Source organism: Pedobacter glucosidilyticus DSM 23534 (assembly GCF_000425145.1).
Classification (GTDB): Bacteria; Bacteroidota; Bacteroidia; order Sphingobacteriales; family Sphingobacteriaceae; genus Pseudopedobacter; species Pseudopedobacter glucosidilyticus.
Genome location: NZ_KE384312.1, coordinates 66,684 through 90,694, shown reverse-complemented (window position 1 = coordinate 90,694; position 24,011 = coordinate 66,684). Strand labels below are relative to the sequence as shown.

16 protein-coding genes are annotated in these 24,011 nt (G+C 35.6%); 3 read left to right on the top strand and 13 right to left on the bottom strand.

The annotated features are described in order from the left end of the window. Both H510_RS0114980 and H510_RS0114975 read right to left on the bottom strand, forming a co-directional pair. Entirely contained in the window at positions 1 to 471 is a 471-nt protein-coding gene (locus H510_RS0114980; protein WP_026905056.1) for a c-type cytochrome, read from the bottom strand. Further along, positions 458 to 1,750, bottom strand: a complete 1,293-nt coding sequence (locus tag H510_RS0114975) for a PQQ-dependent sugar dehydrogenase (RefSeq protein ID WP_026905055.1) — start codon at positions 1,748 to 1,750, stop codon at positions 458 to 460. The genes H510_RS0114980 and H510_RS0114975 overlap by 14 nt, the downstream gene beginning before the upstream one ends. 437 nt (positions 1,751 to 2,187) lie before the next feature. On the opposite strand from H510_RS0114975, the gene H510_RS0114970 reads away from it, so the two are divergent. The 3 genes from H510_RS0114970 to H510_RS0114960 all read left to right on the top strand — a co-directional run bounded on the left by H510_RS0114970 (position 2,188) and on the right by H510_RS0114960 (position 4,978). Continuing rightward, the gene (locus H510_RS0114970; protein WP_026905054.1) at positions 2,188 to 3,081 is read left to right on the top strand and encodes an AraC family transcriptional regulator; all 894 of its coding nucleotides are present in this window, start codon (positions 2,188 to 2,190) and stop codon (positions 3,079 to 3,081) included. Between the two features lie 79 nt (positions 3,082 to 3,160). Then, positions 3,161 to 3,943 (top strand): polysaccharide lyase family protein, encoded by a 783-nt coding sequence (locus tag H510_RS0114965; RefSeq protein WP_026905053.1) that lies wholly within the window; start codon positions 3,161 to 3,163, stop codon positions 3,941 to 3,943. 81 nt (positions 3,944 to 4,024) lie between these two features. Continuing rightward, a complete protein-coding gene (locus tag H510_RS0114960) occupies positions 4,025 to 4,978 on the top strand; it encodes an L-threonylcarbamoyladenylate synthase (RefSeq protein ID WP_026905052.1) in 954 nt (317 codons plus the stop codon). Between the two features lie 58 nt (positions 4,979 to 5,036). Here H510_RS0114960 and H510_RS0114955 read toward each other — a convergent pair whose 3' ends face one another. The 11 genes from H510_RS0114955 to H510_RS0114905 all read right to left on the bottom strand — a co-directional run bounded on the left by H510_RS0114955 (position 5,037) and on the right by H510_RS0114905 (position 23,765). Then, complete coding sequence (locus tag H510_RS0114955) at positions 5,037 to 6,689, bottom strand: UxaA family hydrolase (protein WP_026905051.1); 1,653 nt, start codon at positions 6,687 to 6,689, stop codon at positions 5,037 to 5,039. Between the two features lie 2 nt (positions 6,690 to 6,691). Continuing rightward, positions 6,692 to 8,203, bottom strand: coding sequence for a tagaturonate reductase (locus H510_RS0114950; RefSeq protein WP_036693090.1), 1,512 nt, complete (start codon positions 8,201 to 8,203; stop codon positions 6,692 to 6,694). 14 nt (positions 8,204 to 8,217) lie between these two features. Continuing rightward, a complete protein-coding gene (locus tag H510_RS0114945) occupies positions 8,218 to 10,149 on the bottom strand; it encodes a glycoside hydrolase family 88/105 protein (RefSeq protein ID WP_026905049.1) in 1,932 nt (643 codons plus the stop codon). Positions 10,150 to 10,152: 3 nt separating this feature from the next. Beyond that, positions 10,153 to 11,901 carry a glycoside hydrolase family 28 protein gene (locus H510_RS0114940; RefSeq protein ID WP_245584844.1) on the bottom strand — a complete coding sequence of 583 codons (1,749 nt, stop codon included), beginning with the start codon at positions 11,899 to 11,901 and terminating at the stop codon, positions 10,153 to 10,155. A 293-nt stretch (positions 11,902 to 12,194) separates the two neighbouring features. Then, complete coding sequence (locus H510_RS0114935; RefSeq protein WP_026905047.1) at positions 12,195 to 13,016, bottom strand: SMP-30/gluconolactonase/LRE family protein; 822 nt, start codon at positions 13,014 to 13,016, stop codon at positions 12,195 to 12,197. 42 nt (positions 13,017 to 13,058) lie between these two features. Beyond that, the gene (locus H510_RS0114930; protein ID WP_036693085.1) at positions 13,059 to 14,039 is read right to left on the bottom strand and encodes a pectinesterase family protein; all 981 of its coding nucleotides are present in this window, start codon (positions 14,037 to 14,039) and stop codon (positions 13,059 to 13,061) included. Positions 14,040 to 14,044: 5 nt separating this feature from the next. After that, positions 14,045 to 15,106 carry a right-handed parallel beta-helix repeat-containing protein gene (locus tag H510_RS19085; RefSeq protein ID WP_162143084.1) on the bottom strand — a complete coding sequence of 354 codons (1,062 nt, stop codon included), beginning with the start codon at positions 15,104 to 15,106 and terminating at the stop codon, positions 14,045 to 14,047. 8 nt (positions 15,107 to 15,114) lie between these two features. Next, positions 15,115 to 16,749: a glycoside hydrolase family 43 protein gene (locus H510_RS0114920; RefSeq protein WP_026905045.1), complete on the bottom strand. Its 1,635-nt coding sequence runs from the start codon at positions 16,747 to 16,749 to the stop codon at positions 15,115 to 15,117. A 164-nt stretch (positions 16,750 to 16,913) separates the two neighbouring features. Then, on the bottom strand, positions 16,914 to 20,642 hold the full coding sequence (locus H510_RS19080) for a pectinesterase family protein (RefSeq protein WP_051291284.1): 3,729 nt from the start codon (positions 20,640 to 20,642) through the stop codon (positions 16,914 to 16,916). Positions 20,643 to 20,721: 79 nt separating this feature from the next. Further along, entirely contained in the window at positions 20,722 to 22,461 is a 1,740-nt protein-coding gene (locus tag H510_RS19695) for a right-handed parallel beta-helix repeat-containing protein (protein ID WP_051291282.1), read from the bottom strand. Positions 22,462 to 22,535: 74 nt separating this feature from the next. Further along, positions 22,536 to 23,765, bottom strand: coding sequence for a T9SS type A sorting domain-containing protein (locus H510_RS0114905; RefSeq protein WP_026905044.1), 1,230 nt, complete (start codon positions 23,763 to 23,765; stop codon positions 22,536 to 22,538). Positions 23,766 to 24,011 lie beyond the last annotated feature (246 nt).

The following is a 24,011-nucleotide window of genomic DNA, read 5'->3' as shown; positions in this document are numbered from 1 at the left end:
TTATTTTTTACTAGCTGCTCTAACAGTTTTTACCTGAGCTGCAGTAATGGCACTTGCTTTATTTTGAAAGCTGTTTCTCACATAAGTGAGTACATCGGCAACTTGTTGATCGGTTAAAAAAGCCATAGCAGGCATTACATTAGCATAAGTTTCTCCATCAATCTCTACACCTTCGCTTAAACCTTTTAGTACAATATTTATGAGCCTGGTTTGGTCTCCTAAAACATAAACTGTTTTACTTAAAGGTGGGTTTAAACCTGACACACCTAAACCATCTGCTTGATGGCAAACCGCACAATATTGCGTGTAAACTACCTTTCCGTTATTGATAGCGTTTTGCATACCAGCTGCTACCGGAGCTGCTTTAGTTACTACCTTCTTAACTGGTGCTTTAGGCTTAGTTTGTGCAAAAACCGAAACTGACATTACCAAAACCAGTATTACACTGGCTATTAACTTATTTACCGTCATATATAATTCTAAAAATTGTTCCTTTTTTGTCTTCACTTACATATAATGACCCGTCTGGCCCTTGTGCCAATCCGCAGGGGCGGTATTTTGCCTGACTGCTGGACATTACTTCTGGTGTTCCGGCAAAACCATTGGCAAAAATTTCCCAATCGCCGGTAGGTTTTCCATTTTTAAAAGGTACAAAAGCCACAAAAAAACCTTCTTGCTTTAAAGGAGCTCGGTTCCAAGAGCCGTGAAAAGCTACAAAAGCTCCATGCTTATATCTCTCTGGAAACTGATTACCGGTATAAAACAGCAGTGCATTAGGAGCAAGATGCGCAGGAAAAGCCACTACAGGATCTATAAAAGTAGGATCGGCTTCTTTTTTACCATCACCACCATATTCTGGCGCTAGTATTTTCTTTTTTTGGATAGGGTCATAATAACTGTAAGGCCACCCAGCATGATCGCCTTTTTTAATCATAAACATACATTCAGCAGGTAACTCGGCATTAGCTTTATCATCATAAAGTTCAGGAAAAATACTGCTTAAGTTATCTCTGCCATGCTGCATCACAAATAGCGTATTGTTTTCAGGATTCCAATCTAAACCCATTACATTACGTAAACCCGTGGCATACCTTACACCTTCTTTGTAAGATTGATTTAGTTTGTCGGCTTTAAATTGCCATATTCCACCGGCAGAATCCAAGATAGGGCAATTTGGAATCCCCATAGAGCCTCTTGCTCTATTTTGGTATTGGCAAGAGTTTGATGGTGAGCCGATGTTTACATAGATGTTGTTATCATTATCTAGAACAATGGATTTGGTATTATGCTGCCTCTGATTGATTAAACCCGTTACCAGTTTTTCTGGCTTATCTGGCGCTATAACTTCATAATTTTGGTTGAGCTTGTATCTAAAAATCCCTTCGTCTGAACTGGCATACAAATAATCATTCTTCAAAAAAATTCCAGTTCCTATATAATCTCCAAAACCAATTTGCTCATCAATTTTACCGTCGCCATTATTATCTTTTAAATGATAAATGGTTTTTTCGTTTAAAACCTTGCTTAATTTTACATAAATATCACCTTTTGGGGTAACGGTTAAATGTCTGGCTTTACCTAAATTCTCTGCTACTACTAAAGCGCCAAAGCCTTTAGGCAATGTTAAGCCCGCGTTGTTCTGATCTGGCAATACTTTACTTGACTTTACTGGTTTGGGATGTTCACTCTTAAAGGATGAAAAGATTATAAAACTTGTAATCTGGATAATGAAAAATATATGGCGCTTCATAACTTAACTCTCTGTTTGAGGCAAGCAGAAAAAACATCTGTTGTACCTTTTTGATGAAATTTAAACTCTATATAATTTAGGATGAATAACAAAGCTACCTTTTAATATAAACATTAGGTTATGCCTAATTAGCAATTTATGCAGTACTATTGGCAATATAACTTCATTAAACGTGGTGAAGCAAAAGAAAACGATTAAAAATATGGGTAAAACTATATAGTTTTTACGAAATCGATTACGATGATATAAATGAAAAATTATGTCTAAAAAAGAATTAATTTTTACTAAAAAATACCTTTATAAATAATATTTTAATGTAATTATTAAAAAGTAAATTTAAATTAACTTTAAAGAACATGCAAACTGATAACAGGTTTTAGAGGCATTGTTTGCGGCCTTGTGTTGACTTATAATTGTGTCAACCAAAAATTAAACCAATGAAACCACAACTTTTAAAAGTGACCTCTGGTCCTGTACATTCTTTTAGTGTGAGGCAAGACTTAGTCCCAAACATCAACAACAGATGGCATTATCATCCAGAATTAGAACTTATTCATTTTAGAGCGGGTAAAGGAACTCAGTTTATTGGCGACAGCATTAAAAGGTTTGGCCCGGGAGATATAGTGCTTGTAGGCTCTAATTTACCACATTATTGGAGATATGATGATTTGTATTCACATGAAAGCCCAAAACTAACGGCAGAGTCAAGAGTAGTACATTTTAATGAGAATTTTTGGGGCGAAGCTTTTTTAAATCTGCCTGAGAATAAAATCTTCAGAACTTTATTTGAGAAAGCTAAGAGAGGTATCCAAATTAAAGGTAAAACCAGAGTTAAAGTAGCAGAATGTTTAGAAAAACTACTCTATACTGAAGGTCCAGAAAGAATCATGATTTTAATGGAAACCTTGCTGACTATAGCTCAATCTCAACAAATTAGCACTTTATCTTCTATTGGTTATCATAATGAGCTTGAAGAGCATGAAAACGATAGGATGACTTTAATATATGAGTACACACTAGCCAATTTCCGCAAGAAAATACAATTAGAGGAAATAGCAGAAATAGCTCATATCAGTCCAAATTCTTTTTGCCGATATTTTAAATCAAGAACAAGAAAAACTTATTCGCAGTTTTTATTGGAAGTAAAGGTTGGACAGGCTTGTAAATTACTCATGGAAAACAATCTTTCCATTAAAGAGCTATGTTATGAAAGTGGATTTAACAATTTTGCTAGCTTCCACAAATATTTTAAGCAAATAACAGGGCTTAGTCCATTGAGCTATAAAAAAGAGTTTAACCAAACCAGTTTTAATGTTTTGCAAAAAAACTAAGTAGTGCCCTACATCAAATTATTAACTTATAAAACGTACAAAAGCCCTTTATGGGCTTTTTGTTCATCGTACAACAATTATGAAAAAAACACTTTTATTTTTAGTTACACTAAGCTTTGGCTATTTATATGCTTATGCTCAAATTGGTAAAAATTGGACGGAAATTACCAAAAGAGAAGAAGGGCGATTTAAAATACAATTAGAAAATTTTAAGAAACCATCAGGAGATAATACTCCTTTTAGCTGGCCTAGAACTGCTGCTTTTGCAGATAAAGATGGCAAAGAACTACCCTCATTATCTGCCGATGTTACCACGCATTATCACTGGAATCCAGCTCTAAATACACATACCTTTACGTTGGTTAAATTTCCTGGAAATAGATCTGAGATAAGAATCCACGATAATTATAGAACAGGCTCCAGACAATTTGAGGGTTATTTAACTATGAATGGTCAATTAGACAAGCAAGCAGTTTTTCAGCTTTTTGGTAGTGCAGAAGGTGCTACACAAATGCAAATCAGAGGTTTTGGAAACCGCAAAGGTGGCTCTTTAGAAGTTACGTTTGATACCAAAATGCCTTCATCTGGCAATAAAGTAATTGCAACTAACATCAACAATAAAGAAGTAAGGATAAATGTTATCCATTTACAGGAAGATGTTGGCGATGCCGTAATTGTTTATGTGGATGGCGTAGAAAAATTTAGATTTAAGGATGGAGAAACCTTAAAAGATGGTAAAGAATTTATGAACTACATGAAATTTGGTGTGTATGGTAGAGAGCAAGATGGCGAATTTGACGGCGTTACCAATATGCAAACCAAATGGAGAAATGTAAGATTGTGGGAAGGCGGACAACCATAAATTGTTTTAACACTATATCATAAATTAAATAAGGATAAATCATATTAAATCATCATTTTTGCGTTTTAATTGAGCTAGCAGATGCTAACAACAGACATAAGCAAAGCAAAAGAGGCACTTGAAAATGATGATTTAATTGCTATCCCTACCGAAACTGTTTACGGTTTGGCCGGAAATGCTTTTAGTGATACTGCTGTAAAAAAAATATTTGATTTAAAGCAAAGGCCACATTATAATCCCTTAATTGTTCATATTCCTTCAATAGATTTTTTAAGCAAAGTTGCTAGAGATATACCTCCTTTAGCATTAACACTAGCGCAGAATTTTTGGCCTGGCCCATTAACACTGGTTTTAAAAAAACAAGCTATCGTACCTGATATGGTTACCGCAGGTAAAGATACCGTTGCTGTTAGGATGCCAGACCATACTTTAACCATCGCTTTATTAAAAGAATTAGATTTTCCATTAGCAGCGCCAAGTGCTAATCCTTTTGGCTGTATCAGCCCGTCTACAGCACAGCATGTTTACAATTATTTTCATGATACTTTACCCGTAATTTTAGACGGCGGTCCTTGTCAAAAAGGAATAGAATCTACCATTATTGGGTTTGAAAACGATGAGCCCATTTTGTATCGTCATGGTTCTTTGGCGATAGAAGATATAGAGGCTTTAGTAGGTCGGGTTAAAACCAATACGCTTAATAATGCTAACCCACAAGCACCTGGCATGCTTTCTAAGCATTATGCCCCTAAAACAAGAACTTATTTAACCGAGGATATTTCTAAATCACTTACAGAATTTGAAGGTAAAAGAATTGGTGTAATGATGTTTAAGGATAAAGCAATAGGTAAAGATATTGTGCATCAAGAAGTATTATCTATAAATGGAGATATGAAAGAAGCTGCTAAGAATCTTTATAAAGCCATGCATATTTTAGACCAGCAAGAGCTGGATGTCATTATCGTAGAGAAATTCCCTGATATTAACCTAGGCATTACCATAAATGATAGGTTAAACCGGGCTACAAAATTATAATCAAAAAAGCCGGAATGCATGTGCATAACCGGCTTCCCTCTCTATTTAATTATAATTTCTATAAAGAAACACCGCGTTTCCAAGGAATAAAATCATCCTGACCGTGTTTTACTGCGCAAACTTCAATTTCGCCGCTGGCAACTGCAATAACATAATCTAAAATTCTTGCTCCGGCTTCTTCAATAGTTTCTTCACCTTCTATAACAGTACCTGTATTGATATCGATAATATCGCTCATACGGTTATATAAAGTGGTATTGCTTGATAATTTTACAACTGGCACAATTGGGTTTCCGGTTGGAGTACCTAAACCAGTAGTGAATAAAACTATATTAGCACCAGAACCAACCTCGGCCGTTGTGCTTTCTACATCATTACCAGGTGTACAAAGTAAATTTAAACCGGGTTTAGTTACCTTTTCAGGATAATCCAAAACCTCTACAACCGGAGAAGTTCCGCCTTTTTTGGCTGCTCCGGCAGATTTTATAGCATCTGTAATTAAACCATCTTTTATATTTCCAGGAGATGGGTTCATATCAAAACCAGAACCAGCTTCAACAACTCTTTTCTCGTAAATACGCATCAATTGGTTAAAGCGTTCTGCTTGTTCTACAGAAGTGCATCTATCACTGATATTTTGCTCTACCCCGCAAAGCTCAGGAAACTCTGCTAAAATTACCGTACCACCCAAAGCAACTAACAAATCAGAAGTATAGCCTATAGCCGGATTTGCAGAAATACCCGAAAAACCATCAGAACCACCGCATTCTAAACCTATAGTAATTTTACTTATAGGTGCTGGTTGACGTGTACACTCGTTGGCTTTAGCTAAACCTGCTAAAGTTTGCTTGATAGCCCATGAAAGCATATCAGCTTCAGTTCCAATTTTTTGTTGTTCTAAAATGTATAAAGGTTTAGAAAAATTAGGGTCTCTTTTAGCAATTTCTGCTTGTAAAATAGATACCTGAGCGTTTTGACATCCCAAACTTAAAACAGTTGCGCCAGCACAATTTGGATGTGTAATGTATCCTGCTAAAAGGCCGCATAAAGTTTCTGAATCTTGCCTGATACCACCACAACCGCCTTCGTGTTTTAAGAATTTAATTCCGTCTACGTTAGGAAAAACACGTTCTGCTTTTTGATGAGTTTCTTCTACAAAAACTTCGGCCTGTAAAAGCTCATCTGTTTTTGCGCCATTTTTATAAAGAGCTATCAGTTGCTCTGCTTGTGATTGATAGTTGTTTTTCCTTTTGTAACCTAAGCTTCCGGTTAAGGTTTCTTGTAGCACATCAATATTTCTGTTTTCGCAAAAAACCATCGGGATAACCAACCAATAATTTGCTGTACCTACGCTACCATCTTCGCGGTGGAAACCCATGAAAGTACGATTTTGCCATGCAGAAACATCGGGTTTAACCCAATCTGTTTTACGCTCTCCGGTTTCAAAACCTAAAGCAGCATGCTTAAGATTCGAAGTGGTTATAACGTTTCCTCTTTTCAAATCTGTTTGTGCTTTACCAACCAAAACACCATACATGATAACCTCTTCTCCTGCTTTTAAATCAGTAGTAAGAAATTTATGTTTAGCCTGTACATCGTCTAAAACGGTATAATTTTCATTTTGGTAGCTTAATTGTTCGCCCGCTTTAATATCAGTTAAGGCAACAATTACATTATCATTTGGATGAACTTTTAAAATACGTTGTCTCATGGTTATGCCTGTGCTTTACTGCTCTTAAATTGTTTCAATAAAGTACTTACAGATGATTTTTTTATTTCTTCGTAATACTTGTTAACTGCTTTTACAAAGCCCGGAAGCTCGGCTAAAGAATCTCCCCAAAGAAAATTATCTGCTAAAACAGCTTCTACTTTACTATCTTGATGCTTTATTAAAATATCGTTCACATAGGCGGCTTTATCATCATTGATATGATATGTTGTACCGTTAAGCTCTCCATAAAATTTATCGCCTTCCTGCTTACCTTCAACAAAACGAATGTATGCTGCAAAACCAAAAGCAATTAATTGCGGTACATGTGTAAATTTCTCGTAATGGTTTAGCAATAATGGTACTACCCTCATTTTCAGTTTGGAAGTATAGTTCATACTGATACTTAACCATTGATGTTTGATGTGTGGGTTTCTGAACCTGTCTAAAACTTTGTCAGCAAAATCATCCGTAACGTCAGTTGTAACTTGATAAGGTATGGCTAGGGCTATTTCAGCTTTCATCAAATCGGCAATGAAATTTTCCATGTCCTCATTATCCATAGCTGATTTTACAGTCTCAAACCCTGCTAAATACGCTACCCCGCAGCTTAGGGTATGTGTACCGTTTAACAAACGAAGTTTTAGCTCGCGATGTAAATTGATATCAGGAGTGATGACTACACCTTTATCAGCCTCAGCAAAAGAAAGCTTTTGCTTTACTTTTTCGTCGCCCTCTATAGCCCAAAGACTATAAACTTCAGACATGGTAAGTAAATTATCGGTGTAACCTAATTCTTGTTGTAGGTTTTCTAAAGCAGCAGCATCAGGTTTGCCGGGTACAATTCTATCTACCAAAGAATTACAAAATTGATTGCTGTTTTGCATCCAATTTATGAAATCTTGTGGCAATTGGTTTTTCTTAGCTTGCTTTAAAAGGATGTCTTTTAACTTGGTGGCATTATCAGGAATAAGCTCCGTAGGAACGATAACTAAACCTCTGTCTTCTGCGCCATTAAATATTTTATAACGATGAAATAAAACAGCTAACAACTTTCCTGGGAAAGATACTGGGGGATGTGCATGAACATCGTCTTCTACCAATTGAATTCCTACTTCTGTAGTGTTTGATACGATAACTTGAAGATGTGGTGAGGCAGCAAAATCTAATACTTCTTGCCATTGTGTACCTGCCACCAAAACTTTACTAATAGAGGCATTAATGATGTTTTCTTCTATTTTTTTACCGTTTTCTATACCACGTACGCAAACGGTGTATAAAGCGTCTTGCTCATCAAATTCTTTGGTAGAACCTGTATCGGTAGATTTTACGACTACAACTCGACCATTAAAAATTCCGGCTTTATTGGCCTTATCTATATAATAATCTGGCAAACCGCGTAATAACACGCCGGTGCCAAATTGTAATACTTTAGCAGGTAAATCAAATATATTTGTATTTGGTTTACCTACCACTTGAGCGTTAATGTCTTTTAAATTGCTTTGTGATAATTGCATTTTTGAGAGATTGTTTATTTTGAGGATGTTAGCTTTAATAACCAGTGGAATAATTCTTTAGCTGCCGTAAGATTATCAAAATCCGAAGGAAGCTTTCTGCCATCTACATATTCATTGTACAGCCAAGGGTCGCCAACGGCAAATACCAAACCCTTACCATACTTAGCAGTTGCCATAACCACATCATTATTATGGGTTAAAACTGCCTTTGCAGGGGATTGAAGTTGAAGGGTACTAATTTCTTTTAGGTATAGTTTCTTGGCCGATTTAAAAATTTCATTTCCGGCAGGAACAGGTATAGCTCCCATTTCATACTGGTTGCCCGTTACCGGGTTTTTTAATTCTTTTTTATACTGAATGCCAAAAACCTCTGCCAGCTTGTTAAACTTATCCAGCTCGGCATTTTTTTCATCATTAGCCATCAAAACTAAAGTTCCACCTTGGCCAACCCAATTTTTAATTTCCTGAATTGATGAAGCATCCATAAAATTAGGATTAGTGGTTTCTTTCTCAGTATCTGGGTCTACAATGATATAGACGTTGGCTTGAGCTAAATTAGCTGCTGTTGGTGCTGCTTTTAAAGTTGCTAGTTTAGCTCCGGTATAAGTAATATGCTCCCCTAGTAAAGAGAAGCCATTGTTATCCATTTCATCCCATACGTAATGGAAACTTTCTTGTTGGCCAATGATATTTTTACGGAACTCGTTATTGAAATAATTATCTAACAAAACGGTTTTACCCTTGCCTACTTGAGGATTATTTCTGGTTTGCATTTCATTAGCAGCTAAGATGAAAGCGCCCATGCCTTTAGGATCATCCTGAATTACTTTTTCGCTTAAGTAGTACTCATAACTACCATCACGATAAGGTTTACCGCCTAAACCAGCCACACTTACAGTACCGTTTAGGTGTAAAAAACCTTCAGCATCAGTCTCTAAAAATTGTTTTTGGATACCTGTATAAGCTTTTTGAGCAATGGCTTCGTATTTTGTTGGTAAAACACCTAGTCTAATACCTTTTGCCAAAGTATAAACAAACATACAAGAGGCAGAAGCTTCTAAATAGTTTCCTTTACCATCAGGCATATTCATCACCTGATACCATAAGCCGCTTTTTTTATCTTGAGAGGCTTCTATAGCTGCTGCAAAGCGATTTAAAACAGCTACAATTTCTTCTCTTTTGGGATGATTTACTGGAAAATGGTCTAAAACATCAACCATAGCCATACCGTACCAACCCATGGCTCGTCCCCAAAAATGTGGCGAATTTCCGGTTTCTTTATTTGACCATCTTTGTTCTCTAGACTCATCCCAACCATGATAAATTAACCCAGTTTTTGGATCGCGAGCAACTTTCTCTATATGTATAAATTGGTTAGCGATATCATTAAATGCTTCTGGTTCGTTAAAAAGTTGTGCCCACTCGGCATAAAATGGCATACCCATGTATAAACCATCTAGCCAAACTTGGTGCGGATATATTTTCTTATGCCAATAGCTACCCTCTTTGGTTCTAGGGTGCTCTTGCAATTGTTTTCTTAGTTGGGCTGCTGCTTTGTAATACTTCTCTTTTCCTGTAACGCGATAAAGCATCAATAAAGCTCTTCCTGTACGGATGTTGTCAATATTATAATCTAATAGTTTATAGGTTTTGATGGTTCCATCAGCTTCTACAAACATATCCATACAGCGTTGTACGTAGTTGAAATAAGTAGCATCGGCAGTGCTTTTCCAAACATTGGTGATGCCTTCTAAAAAAACGCCAGTTTCATAAGTCCACTTTAATGGTCTGCTATTATTTTCTATAGGAAAAGACCATTTATGCATCACTGTTTTAGACAGTTCTTGCGCCAGTGGCTTCTGCTGATAAGAAATTTGACGAGTGGTAGAGCAAGAAGCTAAACCCATACTTCCTGCTAAAAATGCTATTATAAAACGCTTCATCATTTCTTATTTATTAATTTTTAGCGATTTAGGCTTTGCTCCGAAATTAAATTTCACCTTATCTTTTGCTGTGGTAACAGATGGGCCTGCAAGAGAAACAGCCTCGGTTCTATCGCCAGATAGGGTTATTAAGTTTTGGATTTCTGTATCTGATTTTAAACCGCTGATGTTGATTTGTTTGCTATTTTCTACTAAAATCAAAGGATTAGTTACATCACTTACCAAATGGATATTTTTTAGGTTGATATTAGTAGCTTCAATTAACTCGATACCAATTTTAGATTTAATGGTAACATCTTCTAAATTGATGTTTTGGATATTCATTTCTGGAATCCCCCTCATGAAAATACCTTTCTCTGCACCTATACAAACCACATTTTTGATGTAAAAATCTTTAAACTGTGGTGTAGCCTCTGTAACGGGTAAAAATTCTACTTTAGGTGCTGCTCTTTGCTCGCCAGCCATAGGTACTGGGTCTATTGCGGCATAATACATATCAAACAAAATAGCATCGCCCGGGATGTTTTTCATAAAGGTATTGGCGATGTAGATTTTTTCCACCACCCCACCACGACCACGAGTGGTTTTAAATCGTAAGCCAATATCAGTACCTATAAAAGAGTTGTTGTAAACAAATAGGTTTCTTGCCCCACCAGACATCTCACTACCAATAACGAAACCTCCATGAGCATGGTAAACCACATTATTTCTTACAATTACTTCTTCTGTTGGCATACCTCTTTTTCTACCCGCTTCATCTCTGCCAGATTTAATGCAAATACCATCATCGCCAACGTCAAAAACAGAATCTTCTATAAGAACATTTTTACAAGATTCTACATCAATACCATCTCCATTTTGTGCATACCATGGATTTCTTACCAGGATATTTCTTACCGTTAAATCTTGACACATTAAGGGATGAAGATTCCATGCTGGTGAGTTTTGAAAAGTAACACCTTCTAACAATACTTTTTTACAGCTGTTTAAAACCAGTAAATTAGGGCGATAGAAATCTTTCATTTCTGTATAATCTTCTGGTTTGGTACCGGGCTTTATCACTGTAGCATCTTTAGTATTGAAGCCTTTCTGATAACTTACGGATGGAAACCAATTTTTACCATCTTTATCTACCACACCACCAGAAGCAACCAAATTTTTCCATTGAGATTCGTTTAATTTACTTTTCTTCACAAATCTCCAAGCATCACCATTGCCATCTATTATTCCGGCACCGGTAATAGCTATATTTTCTAAATTGTAGCCCGATATTGGCGCTTCATTAACCACAGCTGGTTTACCCTCCCAGCTACCTTCTATTAATTTATATTGGCTTTTATCTGTAGTAAAAAGTAATAGAGCGCCACTTCTTAAATGTAAGTTTACGTTGCTTTTCAGGTAAAGAGGCCCAGTAAGCCAAACACCTTCATTGAGTAAAACAATGCCTCCACCGTTTTTGCTACAAGCCTCTATAGCTTGGTTAATACTGCTAGTGTTTAGCGTTACACCATCAGGCTTAGCGCCATATTTTACAATATCAAAAGTATCTTTTTTAAAAACAGGCGTTTTTATAATAGGCATTTTAACATTAAAAGTTTTAATGAAAGCTAGTGAATCTGTTATTTGCTTTTGCCTATTTTCTTGCGCAACAGATGATGAAATAAGGGTACACAATACTAAGCCCGAAATCATCATTCTTTTAATTCTTTTAATCATCATATCGTTAATTTTATAACCAAAAATTATTGGCTCCATATTGTACTAATATTTAAAATTTGATCAGGTTTATAAGAATCTTAAAGGCTTCAATAATTGATTTTAGACCTTTAAACAACAATTTTAACGAAATTTAGTAAAGCCTATGCGTATTTGGGGGTATTTATTTGTGCAATCGTTACCGGGAAGGTTTGCGTAAAAAATTACGAGTACTTTAGCATATTTTACATTGGGCAGACAAGCTCATCAGAAGAAGAGTTTCTTTTGTGTTTCTGATAAGAAAATTCTCCTTTAATCTTAGATAAGATTAAAGGAGAAATATTTAAAATATTTTAGTCTAGCTTGAAAGCTAAAACAGAATTTTTAAGAAAAGTTGGAACATAAACGATACGCTTTACAGGGTCGTAACCAATATCAGCAGTATTAATTTTTTCGGCTCTGGTATCTAGTAATTTTTCTACTTTACCGCTTACAGTTACGTAGTAAATTAGACCTCCCCAACAAGAAACTAAAAACTCTCCGTCTTTAACAGGCTCTAGTCCATCGCCACCTAATTCAAAGCCTTCTGCTAGTTTAGTAAGCTCTTTTTTAGCATTAGCTTTCCACAATTCTGGACCCGCTAAAATGTATAAATCTGTACCTATAGCTTTTAGTCCGTTTACACTTTTAACATCTTCTAAATAAAGTTCAGGAGTGTTATTAACGATACGAAAAACCTTTCTTTTACGTGTATCAGACACATAAACAACGCCTTTATCATCTACAGTAACATCGTTTAAAAACTCGGTTTCTGGTACTGTAATACGATTGGTAATTTTAGCAGCTTTCATATCTATCACCACTACTTCAGTTAAATCTGCCACGTACATGGTGTTTTTATAAACGCCAATTCCTTTTGGTGCGTTAAGCCCAGTTACCCAGTTTAAATTGATGGTTTTACCATCTAAAGTTAGCTTACCAATAGCACCTTTTCCATCTTTTTCGCTACCGCCACCATCTATCTGAGACACGTATAAAAGTTTCTCTTTAGCAGAATACAAGACAGATTCTGGTACCGGAATACTATCTGCAGATTTCCAAATTTGCGTTAGCTTGTGCTGTGCATCGGCCTTTAAGGCTACAAAAAACAAAAATGTAAAAAGTAGTTTTTTCATGATGTTAGTTTATAATTTTTCTAAAACTAACCATTAGAATCCTTATTTAAAAGGCTGCCATCCTTTAAAGACTTGGTTAATGGTGTAGGTTTTTAAATCTTTCTTCTTTATTTGATGTGCCCATTTCACACGTTCCTGTACAAAAGCACCAGGTCCACTACTTCCATATTCTGCATAAAAAACGGTGCTTTCATTAGCAGGGTCTCGCCAATTATCCCAACCTTCTGGTCTGATATGTTTATCCATAAAAGTGGAGATAAATACCGTTTTAGCATGAGGGCGCCATGGTCTGCCTAAGAAAACTTTTCTGACTTGATCATCTGCGGCAAGCAACTTACAATTCATAAAAATAAAGCCACAACTTGTTTGAGAGGTGGTGGAAGCCGCCGTAATATAAGAATCTTTGATACTAATGATTGCACAATTTTGAAACCATGCTGTGGCTGCACCAAAAATAAAATCGGTAGTGCCGCTAATGGTACAATTTTCAAAATAATTTCTTGCGCCATCTTTAGCTACATACAAAGTATCTTGATGACCTTTTATATCGCAATTTTTAACGGCTGTTCTATCGCCTTCTATGTGTAACGCAACAGCTTGGCCAACTGGTCCCGCAGTGTTTTCTATAGTTAAATTTTGTAATTCGCAATCGCTCCCTGCAATTAAAACGGTATAAGAAGTATAAGTGCTAAATTTTGGATTTCCGGTAATATCAGTTCCATGAAAGGGTTTGCCAGAATAATCATCATGGCTAATGATGGTGTTTTCTTTATTTTCTCCTAAAAGGATGATGTTTCTTTTCCATGTGGGGATAACCAATTTCTCTTTGTAGATACCTGGCTTAATGGTGATGGTGACTTTCTGTTCTGAATGGTCTCTTACAGCATTTACTGCCTCTTGGATGGTTTTAAAATCTCCGCTACCATCTTGTGCAACCGTAAATTTTGATGGGTAAACTTTAGGCTGCGCTTGTAAAATGGTGATGCTTAAGCAACATAGAAAAAAAGATAATACAGACTTCATATCAATTAATCAAAAAATGAAATGTGAGGTAGACTACCATCTGCTTGACGAGGCTTTAACAAATCCTGAATATTTAAAACTTTTTGCTTAGCTGTAGGCTTTTGCCAACTGTTATTACTGATATCCGTTACATCAGCATTTAAGCTGCCCACCTCACCTATAACCTGAGTATTTTTTATCGTTAATTTTGCTAATGGATTTTTACTACCAAAACCCATATTGCTTTGCTTATTATCAAAAGCTAAACAGTTTAATAAAGTTACCTCGCCACGATTGCTGTTATGGTCAAAACCTTTTTTTAGATTAGCAGCTGCGATACAATTTTTATAAACAGCATGATGCTTAAGGAGTTTATCATCACTACCTCCAGATTTAAAGCCATTTCCATCACCTTTACCGGCTGTACCATCTTTTAACATTCCATTTAGGAAAGCCCAGCAATTTTCATAAGTTGTGGTGATATTATCTGTTTTTTTGAGGTAACCATCCCAACCATCATCTAAATTTTGCCATGCTCTGCAACCATTAAAAGTATTACCAGTTCCGGCATCAAGTTTACATGCAAAACCATCAGCATTTTCTACTTTAGCATCAGCATTGAAATAAGAATCGCAGTTTAAGATAAGATTTTGAGTTGCTCCACCGCTAATTTGTAAACCCGTATCGGCACATTCTGAGAAGGTACAAAACTCGATAACATTATAACTTCCACCATTGATGATTAAGCCATTATCGCCAGCATTATAAATATCAATACCCTTTAGGTGCCAATAACTTCCCCTTAAAGCGATACCTTGGTTTGCATCAGCTTCTAGCTGCGCAGAAAAATCAAATTTCGGCCGATTTGCTAAATCTGCTGCCATTAATTTAATCGGTTTTTCTGCCGTACCAGAGGAATTTAAGTTGATACGAACATCAAATTTATACTCGCCTCCTTTTACCAAAATGATATCTCCGGCTTTAGCAACTTTTACAGCAGCCAAAATTTCTGCAACATTATTTACCTTAATTTGTGCCTTTAAGGCGATACTCAACAAGAGTAAAACTACACTTAAAAAATATCTCATTCTTTTCATTATTTAATAGGCTCTACATGAAACCAATCTACATCGGCATAGCCAGAATCATTAATTTGTGTGTTTCTAACAGCGTAAAGTCCAACTTTAGCACCTACCCATTTACCTGGCAATGCAGTAAAAGGCTCTGCAATAGGTAAAAACTTCTTATTATCTGTACTGTAAAACCATTTACAAATACCGCCATTACTCACTTGAACTCTGAAATACACCGTTTTAGTATCTATTTTACTGATGATGCTTTCCACTTCTTCTTTACCTTTTACAGCTCCTTTACATAAACCATATCCTAAATAAATACCATCCTTTTTGCTTTTTAGGAATAGGGTGCTGTAATCTTGCCCTAGGATGATTAAGCCAACTTTTTCATTTTCTAACTTATCATTTGGGGTAAAGGTGATTTTTGTTGTTACTTGAAAATTATCGGCAGGAAATTTCTGCCCTAAAATGTTAGGTACATCCCATAAACTTTTTGCTTCTGCAGGTATTTGTTTGGTATACAACCTTAAATTACCCTTGTTACCTGCAAAAGCCCATGTACCATCTGCATTTGCCTGCCATTGCCATTGCTTACCTAAAATTGGGCTATTAAAATCATCAGACTCGGCTGGTGTTTGCACAGGCCAATTTTTACCAACATTTGGCTTTTTATAAACCAAAACAGGTTCGCCTTTTCCATCGCCATCTTTATCTTCACCAATAACTGGCCAGTCTTTTACCCATTTCATGGGTTGTAGGTGTACTACCCTGCCATAAGCTTCTTTGTCTTGAAAATGTAGAAACCAATCTTCACCTGTTTGGGTATCAACCCAAGCGCCTTGGTGTGGACCATTAATTGGGCTTTTGCCTTGGTCTAGAACATTCTTACGTTCATAAGGGCCATAAATATTTTTAGACCTCAAGATTAATTGCCAACCTGTTGGCACACCCCCTGCCGGAGCAAATATGTAGTAATAACCGTTTCTTTTATAAAACTTAGGCCCTTCTATGGTTGGGTCATCCTCATGCCCATCATAAACAATTACACTTTGCCCGGTTACTTTGGTACCTTCTTGGTTCATAGGCGCAATGGCTATGACGCTTTTAATACCTGCCCTGCTGCCTGCATAAGCATGTACGAGATAAGTTTTACCATCTTCATCCCAAAGCGGACAAGGATCTATTAAACCTTTGCCCTCATAAATTAATTCTGGTGTAGACCACGGACCAGCTGGGTTACTGGCTTTGGTTACATAAATTCCAAAATCTGGGTCTGGATAATAAATATAATACTCGTTTTTATGAAAACGTATAGCTGGTGCCCAAACACCATTACCATGTTGAACTTTCTTAAAAGTTTCTGCCGGAATTTGCTTTGGTAGAACATGCGTAAGGATAGTCCAGTTTACCAAATCTTTAGAGTGTAATAAAGGCAAACCCGGTATATGGTTAAAGCTTGATGAAATCATATAAAAATCATCGCCTACGCGGATAGCATCAGGGTCTGAATAATCAGCATTTAAAACGGGATTTTTATATTTCCCATTGCCTAAATCGGCCACCCAAACTTTTGAAACATATTCCTGAGCAGAAATGGTTTGAACAGAAAAGTAAGCTACAGATAGTAATAAGCTTTTAAGAAAATGTTTATTCATGATGATTATAAAATTGGCTTCTTCTGCAATTCTACATAAAAAAATTCAAGATGTTGGAACTTCTGCCAGATAAACTATGCAATCGATACCGGATATGCTAAACGCATAAAATGAAAAAAAGGGTTTAAGTTCATAAACCTAAACCCTTGATTAAAGCTTATTCTTTATTGTTTGATAAATTTACTTGTAAATATTTCTTTACCGATATAGAGTTGGATGAAATAAACACCAGATTGAAGTGTAGAAACATCAACTTTAGTTTGATTTTCTGATTTCAGTCCATCAATTTTTAAAACCTCTTTACCTAAACTATTAAAGATACTAAGCTTGCCAACTGCTTTTGCTCCTAAATGAGAGATAGCTAACTCAGAACTTACTGGATTAGGGTAAATAATAATCTGATTATTTGTAATATCAACCGCTTCTATAGGACTATATTCAAACTTTGCATCTAAATCTATTTGTTTTAAGCGGTAATAACTAACACCTTTAAGAGGTGAGAAATCAGTAAATTGATAATTTAAATTACCACTCTTATTTTGTGCTTTTATATTACCAATCTTGTTAAACACCTGTCCATCAACACTTCTTTCTATATCAAAACTTGCGGTATTAATTTCTTGTGTAGTAGTCCATTTTAAAGCAACCTCTTTACCTTGTCTTACAGCTTGTGCTTGAAAGCTTAAAAGTTTAAGAGGTAAAGTTTGATATGGCGTAGAAGCTAGACTTAAAGCGCCATACTCGCTTGCTGCCTGCACTGTATAAGTATAATTGGTATTACTAACAGCCGTATTATCTGTAAAACTATTGGTTAGTGAAAATCCTATCACATTATTATTTCTAGTAATTACATACAAACGCGTATAAGGTACATCATTCCATGACAGGGTATTACCACTACGTTGCAAATTTGCAGGCTTATCTGGAGCTTCGGCTATTAACCTAGGATCCCAAACATCACCACTTCTAAGAATCACATTTTCATAGGTATAACTTGCAGCCTCTGTATCAGTTAAAGATTTTTTAGCCACACCAGTTACTGTACTGGTTACGTTACCATTTGCATCTTTCACATCGTACTCGTAATTAGAAATACGCTGACTTAAATCTACCGGATTACCTTGGGCGTTAACCGTATTATAGTCTGCAAACACAGCCGGAATAGCACCCATTTTATAATACCAACCTGCTGCATAAATGCCGGTTAATAGTTTGGTATTGATAAAAACTGTTTTAGGGGCATTTTGCCAAGGCCTGCCAAAGTAAGATGTAGCACCAGTTACAACTGATTCATTAATTACACAATTACTAAATACATAACCCCAAGCTGTACCATTGCCATGACTTGGTGCTACAATATATCCGCCGTCTTTTCGCGTCATGGTTAAAGTATCTTTATCAAAAAACACATCGCCACCACCATAAATAAAATCTACAGCACCTTCTATTCTAGAGTTTTTGATGTAATGTCTATCAGCAATGCTGCTGTAGGCAGTTAAATAAGTATCTTGATAGCTTCTTAAGTAGCAATTATTCATTGCAAACTTATCTGTTGTGGTATATAAAGCTAAAGCTTGTGGCCCTGCTTGCGTCTCGAAACCATAACTGTTTTCAAAAATAATATTCTCGAAATAGCAATCTTTTGAATTTACAACCATGGTTGCACCTTGACTTACATGATATACCGTTGCACCGATGTTATTTGCGCCAGATAATCTATTATCAGAGATGATAACTCCATTTCTGCTTTGGCCTATTAAGTGTATAAAAGGTTTATTGGTTGGGATATCATGATGACCAGTATATTTACCATTTTTAATGAAAATTACCCAAGGTGTAGTTCTGGATGTTGGAGCAGCAGCAATAGCATCAATTACTGAGGTATAATCACCAGAACCATCTTTTGCAACAACGGCATCAAATAATTTTCTTGTTGGTTGTGTACGGCTAGCTGTTGTAAAAGTAATGTTTGTGCCAGCATAAGGATTACCAGACATATCTGTTAAAGCTCCAGCTGGAACTGTAAAAGTATATGAAGTGTTATAATTTAGTTTTTCGTAAGCAAAAGTTGCTGTTTTAGACCCAAAAACCGGTGTTAATACAGTACTTCCAAGTGTAATATTACCAGTACCTAATTTAACTTTCTCATTAAAAGTAAGTACTATAGACCCATTGATGGTTGCTGTGCTTGAAGATGATACAGGCACAGTTGATATTAATAAAGGCGCATCTGTATCGTTTACAATTTCTTTATCTGCAAAAACAAAAATATTGGTAAATGCCGTCCCATCATTATCTGTTGAATTTCCTAAAATAGGGCTAGAAGTATCAGCAATCCATTTTAAATAAACCCTAGCTTGTCCTTCTGCTGCAACAGGTAAAGTAACATTTAAGTCTTTCCAAGCTGTATTGTAAACGCTTGTGATATCGACACTTGCAACATCTGTATAGCTAATATCATCTAAAGAATATTGTAGTTTTTGTACAGAATAGGCTTGGTAATTAGCCGTAATCATAGATTTTACCTGAATATTTTTATAACCAGTTGTAGCAAATTGAGCTTTGAGATATCTTCTGGTTGTGTTAAAACTTGTGCCAGCTGTCCAAAATCTTAGATTAGGATAGGCAGGAGAAAAAGAACCCGTATTTGATAACCAGTTAACAGCTGTACCATTTGGCTCATATATAGCTATCAACCCGGTATTACTAGACTCTGAGTAAAAATCTCCAGTACGATTAATTTTAGGGTTCTCTGCTTTAAAATCCCAGCCAACAATAAAAGGAATTTCATCAAAAGTTGCTGTAAAAGTTTTATCAGAATTAATAGTTATAATTTTTTGTAATGCTGTAGAATTATCATCCCAATAGCTAAAACTAGTTACCCGATTAGGAATAACTGTCATGGTTACTTCTGTACCTTCAACATATCTTCCATTTGTTGGGGCTGGAGATAAATTAACTTCACCCCAGTTAGAACCAATTTTATTAAGAGTAAAACTGTATGTAGTGAGAGTCTCAAAAACAGCTGTAATATTTTGTGAGGCATTAACTGTGAATACATACGGATTGGCTGTAGATAAATCTGCATTGTTATCCGTATTAATCCATTTTACAAATCTATAACCAAAATTGGCTACTGCTTGTATACTAAGAGAAGAACCTTGTTCATAATCAGTACTGTTGGGAGTTTTAATAACTGTACCCGCACCATTATTATTAACTATTGTGTTAACGGTATAACGAGGTAAAACAGGTGTAGTGTCATCTGCTATAACTCCTGTTAACTTAAAATCTTTAGAGGTAAAATATCTACCTGTTGAACCTGCCCATACATAAATTCTTATGGTAAACGTTTTGTTTTGACCTACTTCTATATTTGTGTTTATGTTAGCGACCTCTTGCCCTGTAAGAGGGGTTGTACTTGTATTTAATAAACTTACTGCTCCAGCTCCTGTATCATTAGCATAACTTGTATTATTATAACTTATAGCCCCAGCAGAAGATGAGTTTAGAAAACCATTTAAAGAGTAAAAAACAGCCATTCTTGCACCGCTTGTTCCACCTCCTAATGCACTAAAATTAATATTACTAATCGTGATTTTTTTACCTGCAGGTACTGTAACTGCATATTCAACATATGAATTTGCTTGATAACTAGTAGGTAAAGTTACAGTTGAGGCAACCCTTTGCCATCCTGTTACAGTTCCAAAAGTAGAGCCATATTGAACACCAGATATAGCACTTCCTAAGTTTTGGTTACTTAATGTTAATCCTCCCGCTGAAACTGATCCGGAAGTATTGGTTAATAGCGACCAAGTAGCAGTAACGCTTTGCGCTGCCGCACTAGAAACTACTAAAATAGATAGAAAAATTGCGTAAATTATTCTTTTCATAAAATTAGGTTTAATTGATTTTGCTCCTGATTATCTTGTCCGCTAGTAATAGAGCGAGTCATGAAATCAAGCTTGATTGTTATTTTTTTACTACTTTTTTTACCAGTAGCACATCATGATTTTTTACGACATACATTGTATAAATACTCTGTGGTAGGTATTGAATATTTATTGGGTTTTCTCCAACTACAAAGTTTAAAGTATCCTCAAATATTTTTTGCCCAAGCAGATTTTCAAATATAATTTTGACTCCTCTTAGCTCCTCAAGACTTTTTATATTCATTATCTCTTGTACTGGATTCGGATATATTGAAAAGATGTTAGCAGATGTAAATCCTGCCACAAAAACCACATCACTTAAAGTAAACTTTCCATCTTTATCATTTTGCTTAAGCTGATAGTACGCTTTTCCTAACGGTGGATTTTTATCTATAAACTCATAATAATGGATACCTGAAGTATTTTTTGCTGTTTGGGTATGAATTTTAACAAAAGGAGTATCATCGCCTCTTCTAAGAACTTCAAAATCTTTTGTATTTACCTCATTCGTAGTTAACCATGTTAATTTCACAGTTGATTGATTAATCATTCTTTGTGCTTCAAACTTCAATAAATCTAAAGGAAGAGGTGCAACATATTCAAAAGCTCCAATATCTGGTGCAGAACCTGAAAAAGTTAAACCCACGTCTATACCTCTGTCTACTAAATCACTATTTGCAAGCAGTTTAAAGAAATTAATATCAGGTAAACTGCCATCTGACTTTCTTGGTAATTTTAAATCTGCTGCATCTACACTTGCAAAATCTGCCGCTGTTACGCTTACTGCCGGGCTGCTATTCCAACTGTTATTGGTAACATCTAATACAGTAGCATTTACAGAACCTGTACTACCTAATACTAAACTATTTTTGATAGTAAGTTTACTTAAAGGATTGGTATTACTAAAGCCCATATTACTAGCATTACCTGTAGCAGCACAATTAAATAAGGTTACTTCGCCTCTGTTACTGTTATGATCAAAGCCTTTACTAATATTACCAACAGCCAAACAATTTTTTAAAACTGCGTTGTGCTTTAAATCTTTAAGATCACTACCACCGGTTTTAAAACCGTTACCATCGCCTCCGCTAACAGCTCCGGATTTTAGTTTTCCATTATCAAAAGCCCAGCAATTTTCATAAGTAGTACTGATATTATCTGCCCCTCTCAAGTAACCATCCCAGCCATCATCTAAATTTTGCCATGCCCTGCATCCTCTAAAAATATTACCCGTACCAGCGGTTAGTTTGCAAGCAAATCCGTCTGCATTTTCTAGGCTAGAATCGGCATTAAAGAAAGAATCGCAATTTAGAATGAGATTGGATGCCGAACCATTATCAATCTGTAAACCAGAATCAGCACATTCTGAAAAAGTACAAAACTCTATGATATTATTATTTGACGACTTTATTTGTAGGCCGTTATCTCCAGCTTTAAAAATATCTATTCCTTTGATGTGCCAATAATTTGAATTTTCTACCAATACGCCAACATTACTACTATTTTCTGGCATGGCAGAGAAATCAAATTTTGGTCTGGTTACACTACTTGGATTAGCCATAAGCGTAATTTTTTGTGTAACATTGCCACTTTTATTTTTAATTTCTAACCTTGTCGTGAACGTATAAGTCCCTCCGTTTAATAAAATCACATCGCCAGCTTGGACAGCAGAAATAGCACTTCTAAGTTCTGTAACAGTACCAACCGTATATTGAGCGGCATATAAATCCTTAACATTCAGGCAAAAAACAACCAATATGAACAAGTAAAACTTTTCCATTTGAAAGAAATAACGGACTAAATAAAGGCATGCATCAGATAAGAAACATGCCTTCTTAGTTAAGAAGTAATAGGCTATTTTTTAATAAACTTTGTCGAAGATTGTTCTCCATTAGTATCTACTACAACGATATAAGTACCAACTTGTAAACTTGCCACATTTATATCCGTAGAAATAGTATCATTAGCAACTGTTTTTTCTAACAATTTTTTACCCTCTAAATTGATTATAGTTACACGATTTACAGAAGTTGGGTGTTTAACACTTAATACATCACTTACAGGGTTAGGATATACTGCTAATGAAATATCTTGTTTAAGATTAACCGATTTAACATCACTATAATCAAATTCGCCATCCTTATCTACTTGCTTTATTCTGTAATACACAGTAGATGCTAGAGGCTTGCTATCTGTAAAAGAATAATTATGAACTCCAGCAGTGTTTTTACTATCCACAAAACCTATGGTTTTAAATTCCGAGTTAGCTGTTCTGCTTTGAACTTCGAAATTTTTGGTATTTACCTCATTGGTTGTTTTCCAATCTAAATCAACACTTCCAAAAGTTGATGGTTTAGCAGAGAAAGAAAGGAAGTCTAAAGGTAGAGTAGTAGTACTTGATAATGCTGAAATAACCATTTGTCTACTCATTAAATATCTTGTAGACCCGGCAGTTAAATCCGTTAAATAAGGATATAATCTTACATAGAAAGTTTCATCTAAGTCTAAATTGATATTGATCCCAGTAAAAGACAATCTACGCTTACTTTCTGGCAATGCTGTACCACCTGTATTAATAAGAACAACAGGCTCTGTTTCTGTGGCAGCGTAAGATACCGCAGTACCCTCAACCAAGAAATATGAACCAGAAACAGGCATATTTGAGAAGTTAGTACCATCTTTTGAATACTTAACTAAAACACGGCAATTCCCGGTACCTCCACCTAATACTGATAAACTTAAATCTGTTACTCTAAGATACTTGCCTGTTGCAGGCTTAACTCGATATTCTAGATAAAAATTTGGATCATAAACATTACCAAAAGGTAATCCTGGTGCTGTTGCAGATGACCTTGTCCTTTGCCAGCCAGTAGCATCATTTACAGCTGTCACTGAGGTAGAATAAGTAAAAGCTTCCATTGTGCCCGCTTGCTCATTAGCTTGTATATCACCTGTAGTAACTACATTACCTGGAATATTACTGCCACTAGCTGGCTGCCATACAGCTGATGCAGGTGATTGAGAGAAAACCTTAGCCGTAAATAAAACAACTACGACAAAAGAATAAAGTAATTTTTTAATCATAATCTAGAAATTAAAATTTATTAATTGGTTAATCTTAAAAATCTAAGCTCTTAGAGCATCATGTAAATTGGCTTTACTAAAATGATTTTAAGTTTAGATTTATTTAATTGGTTATTCAATTCTACTAAGTTTTTTATTGAAAAACAGGCATTTAGACAAATAAATCTGTGCAATCGTTGCCGGGAACGATGTAGTAAAAAGAAAATAAAAAAAGACGATAGATTCTCAGGCCTATCGTCTTAGCTA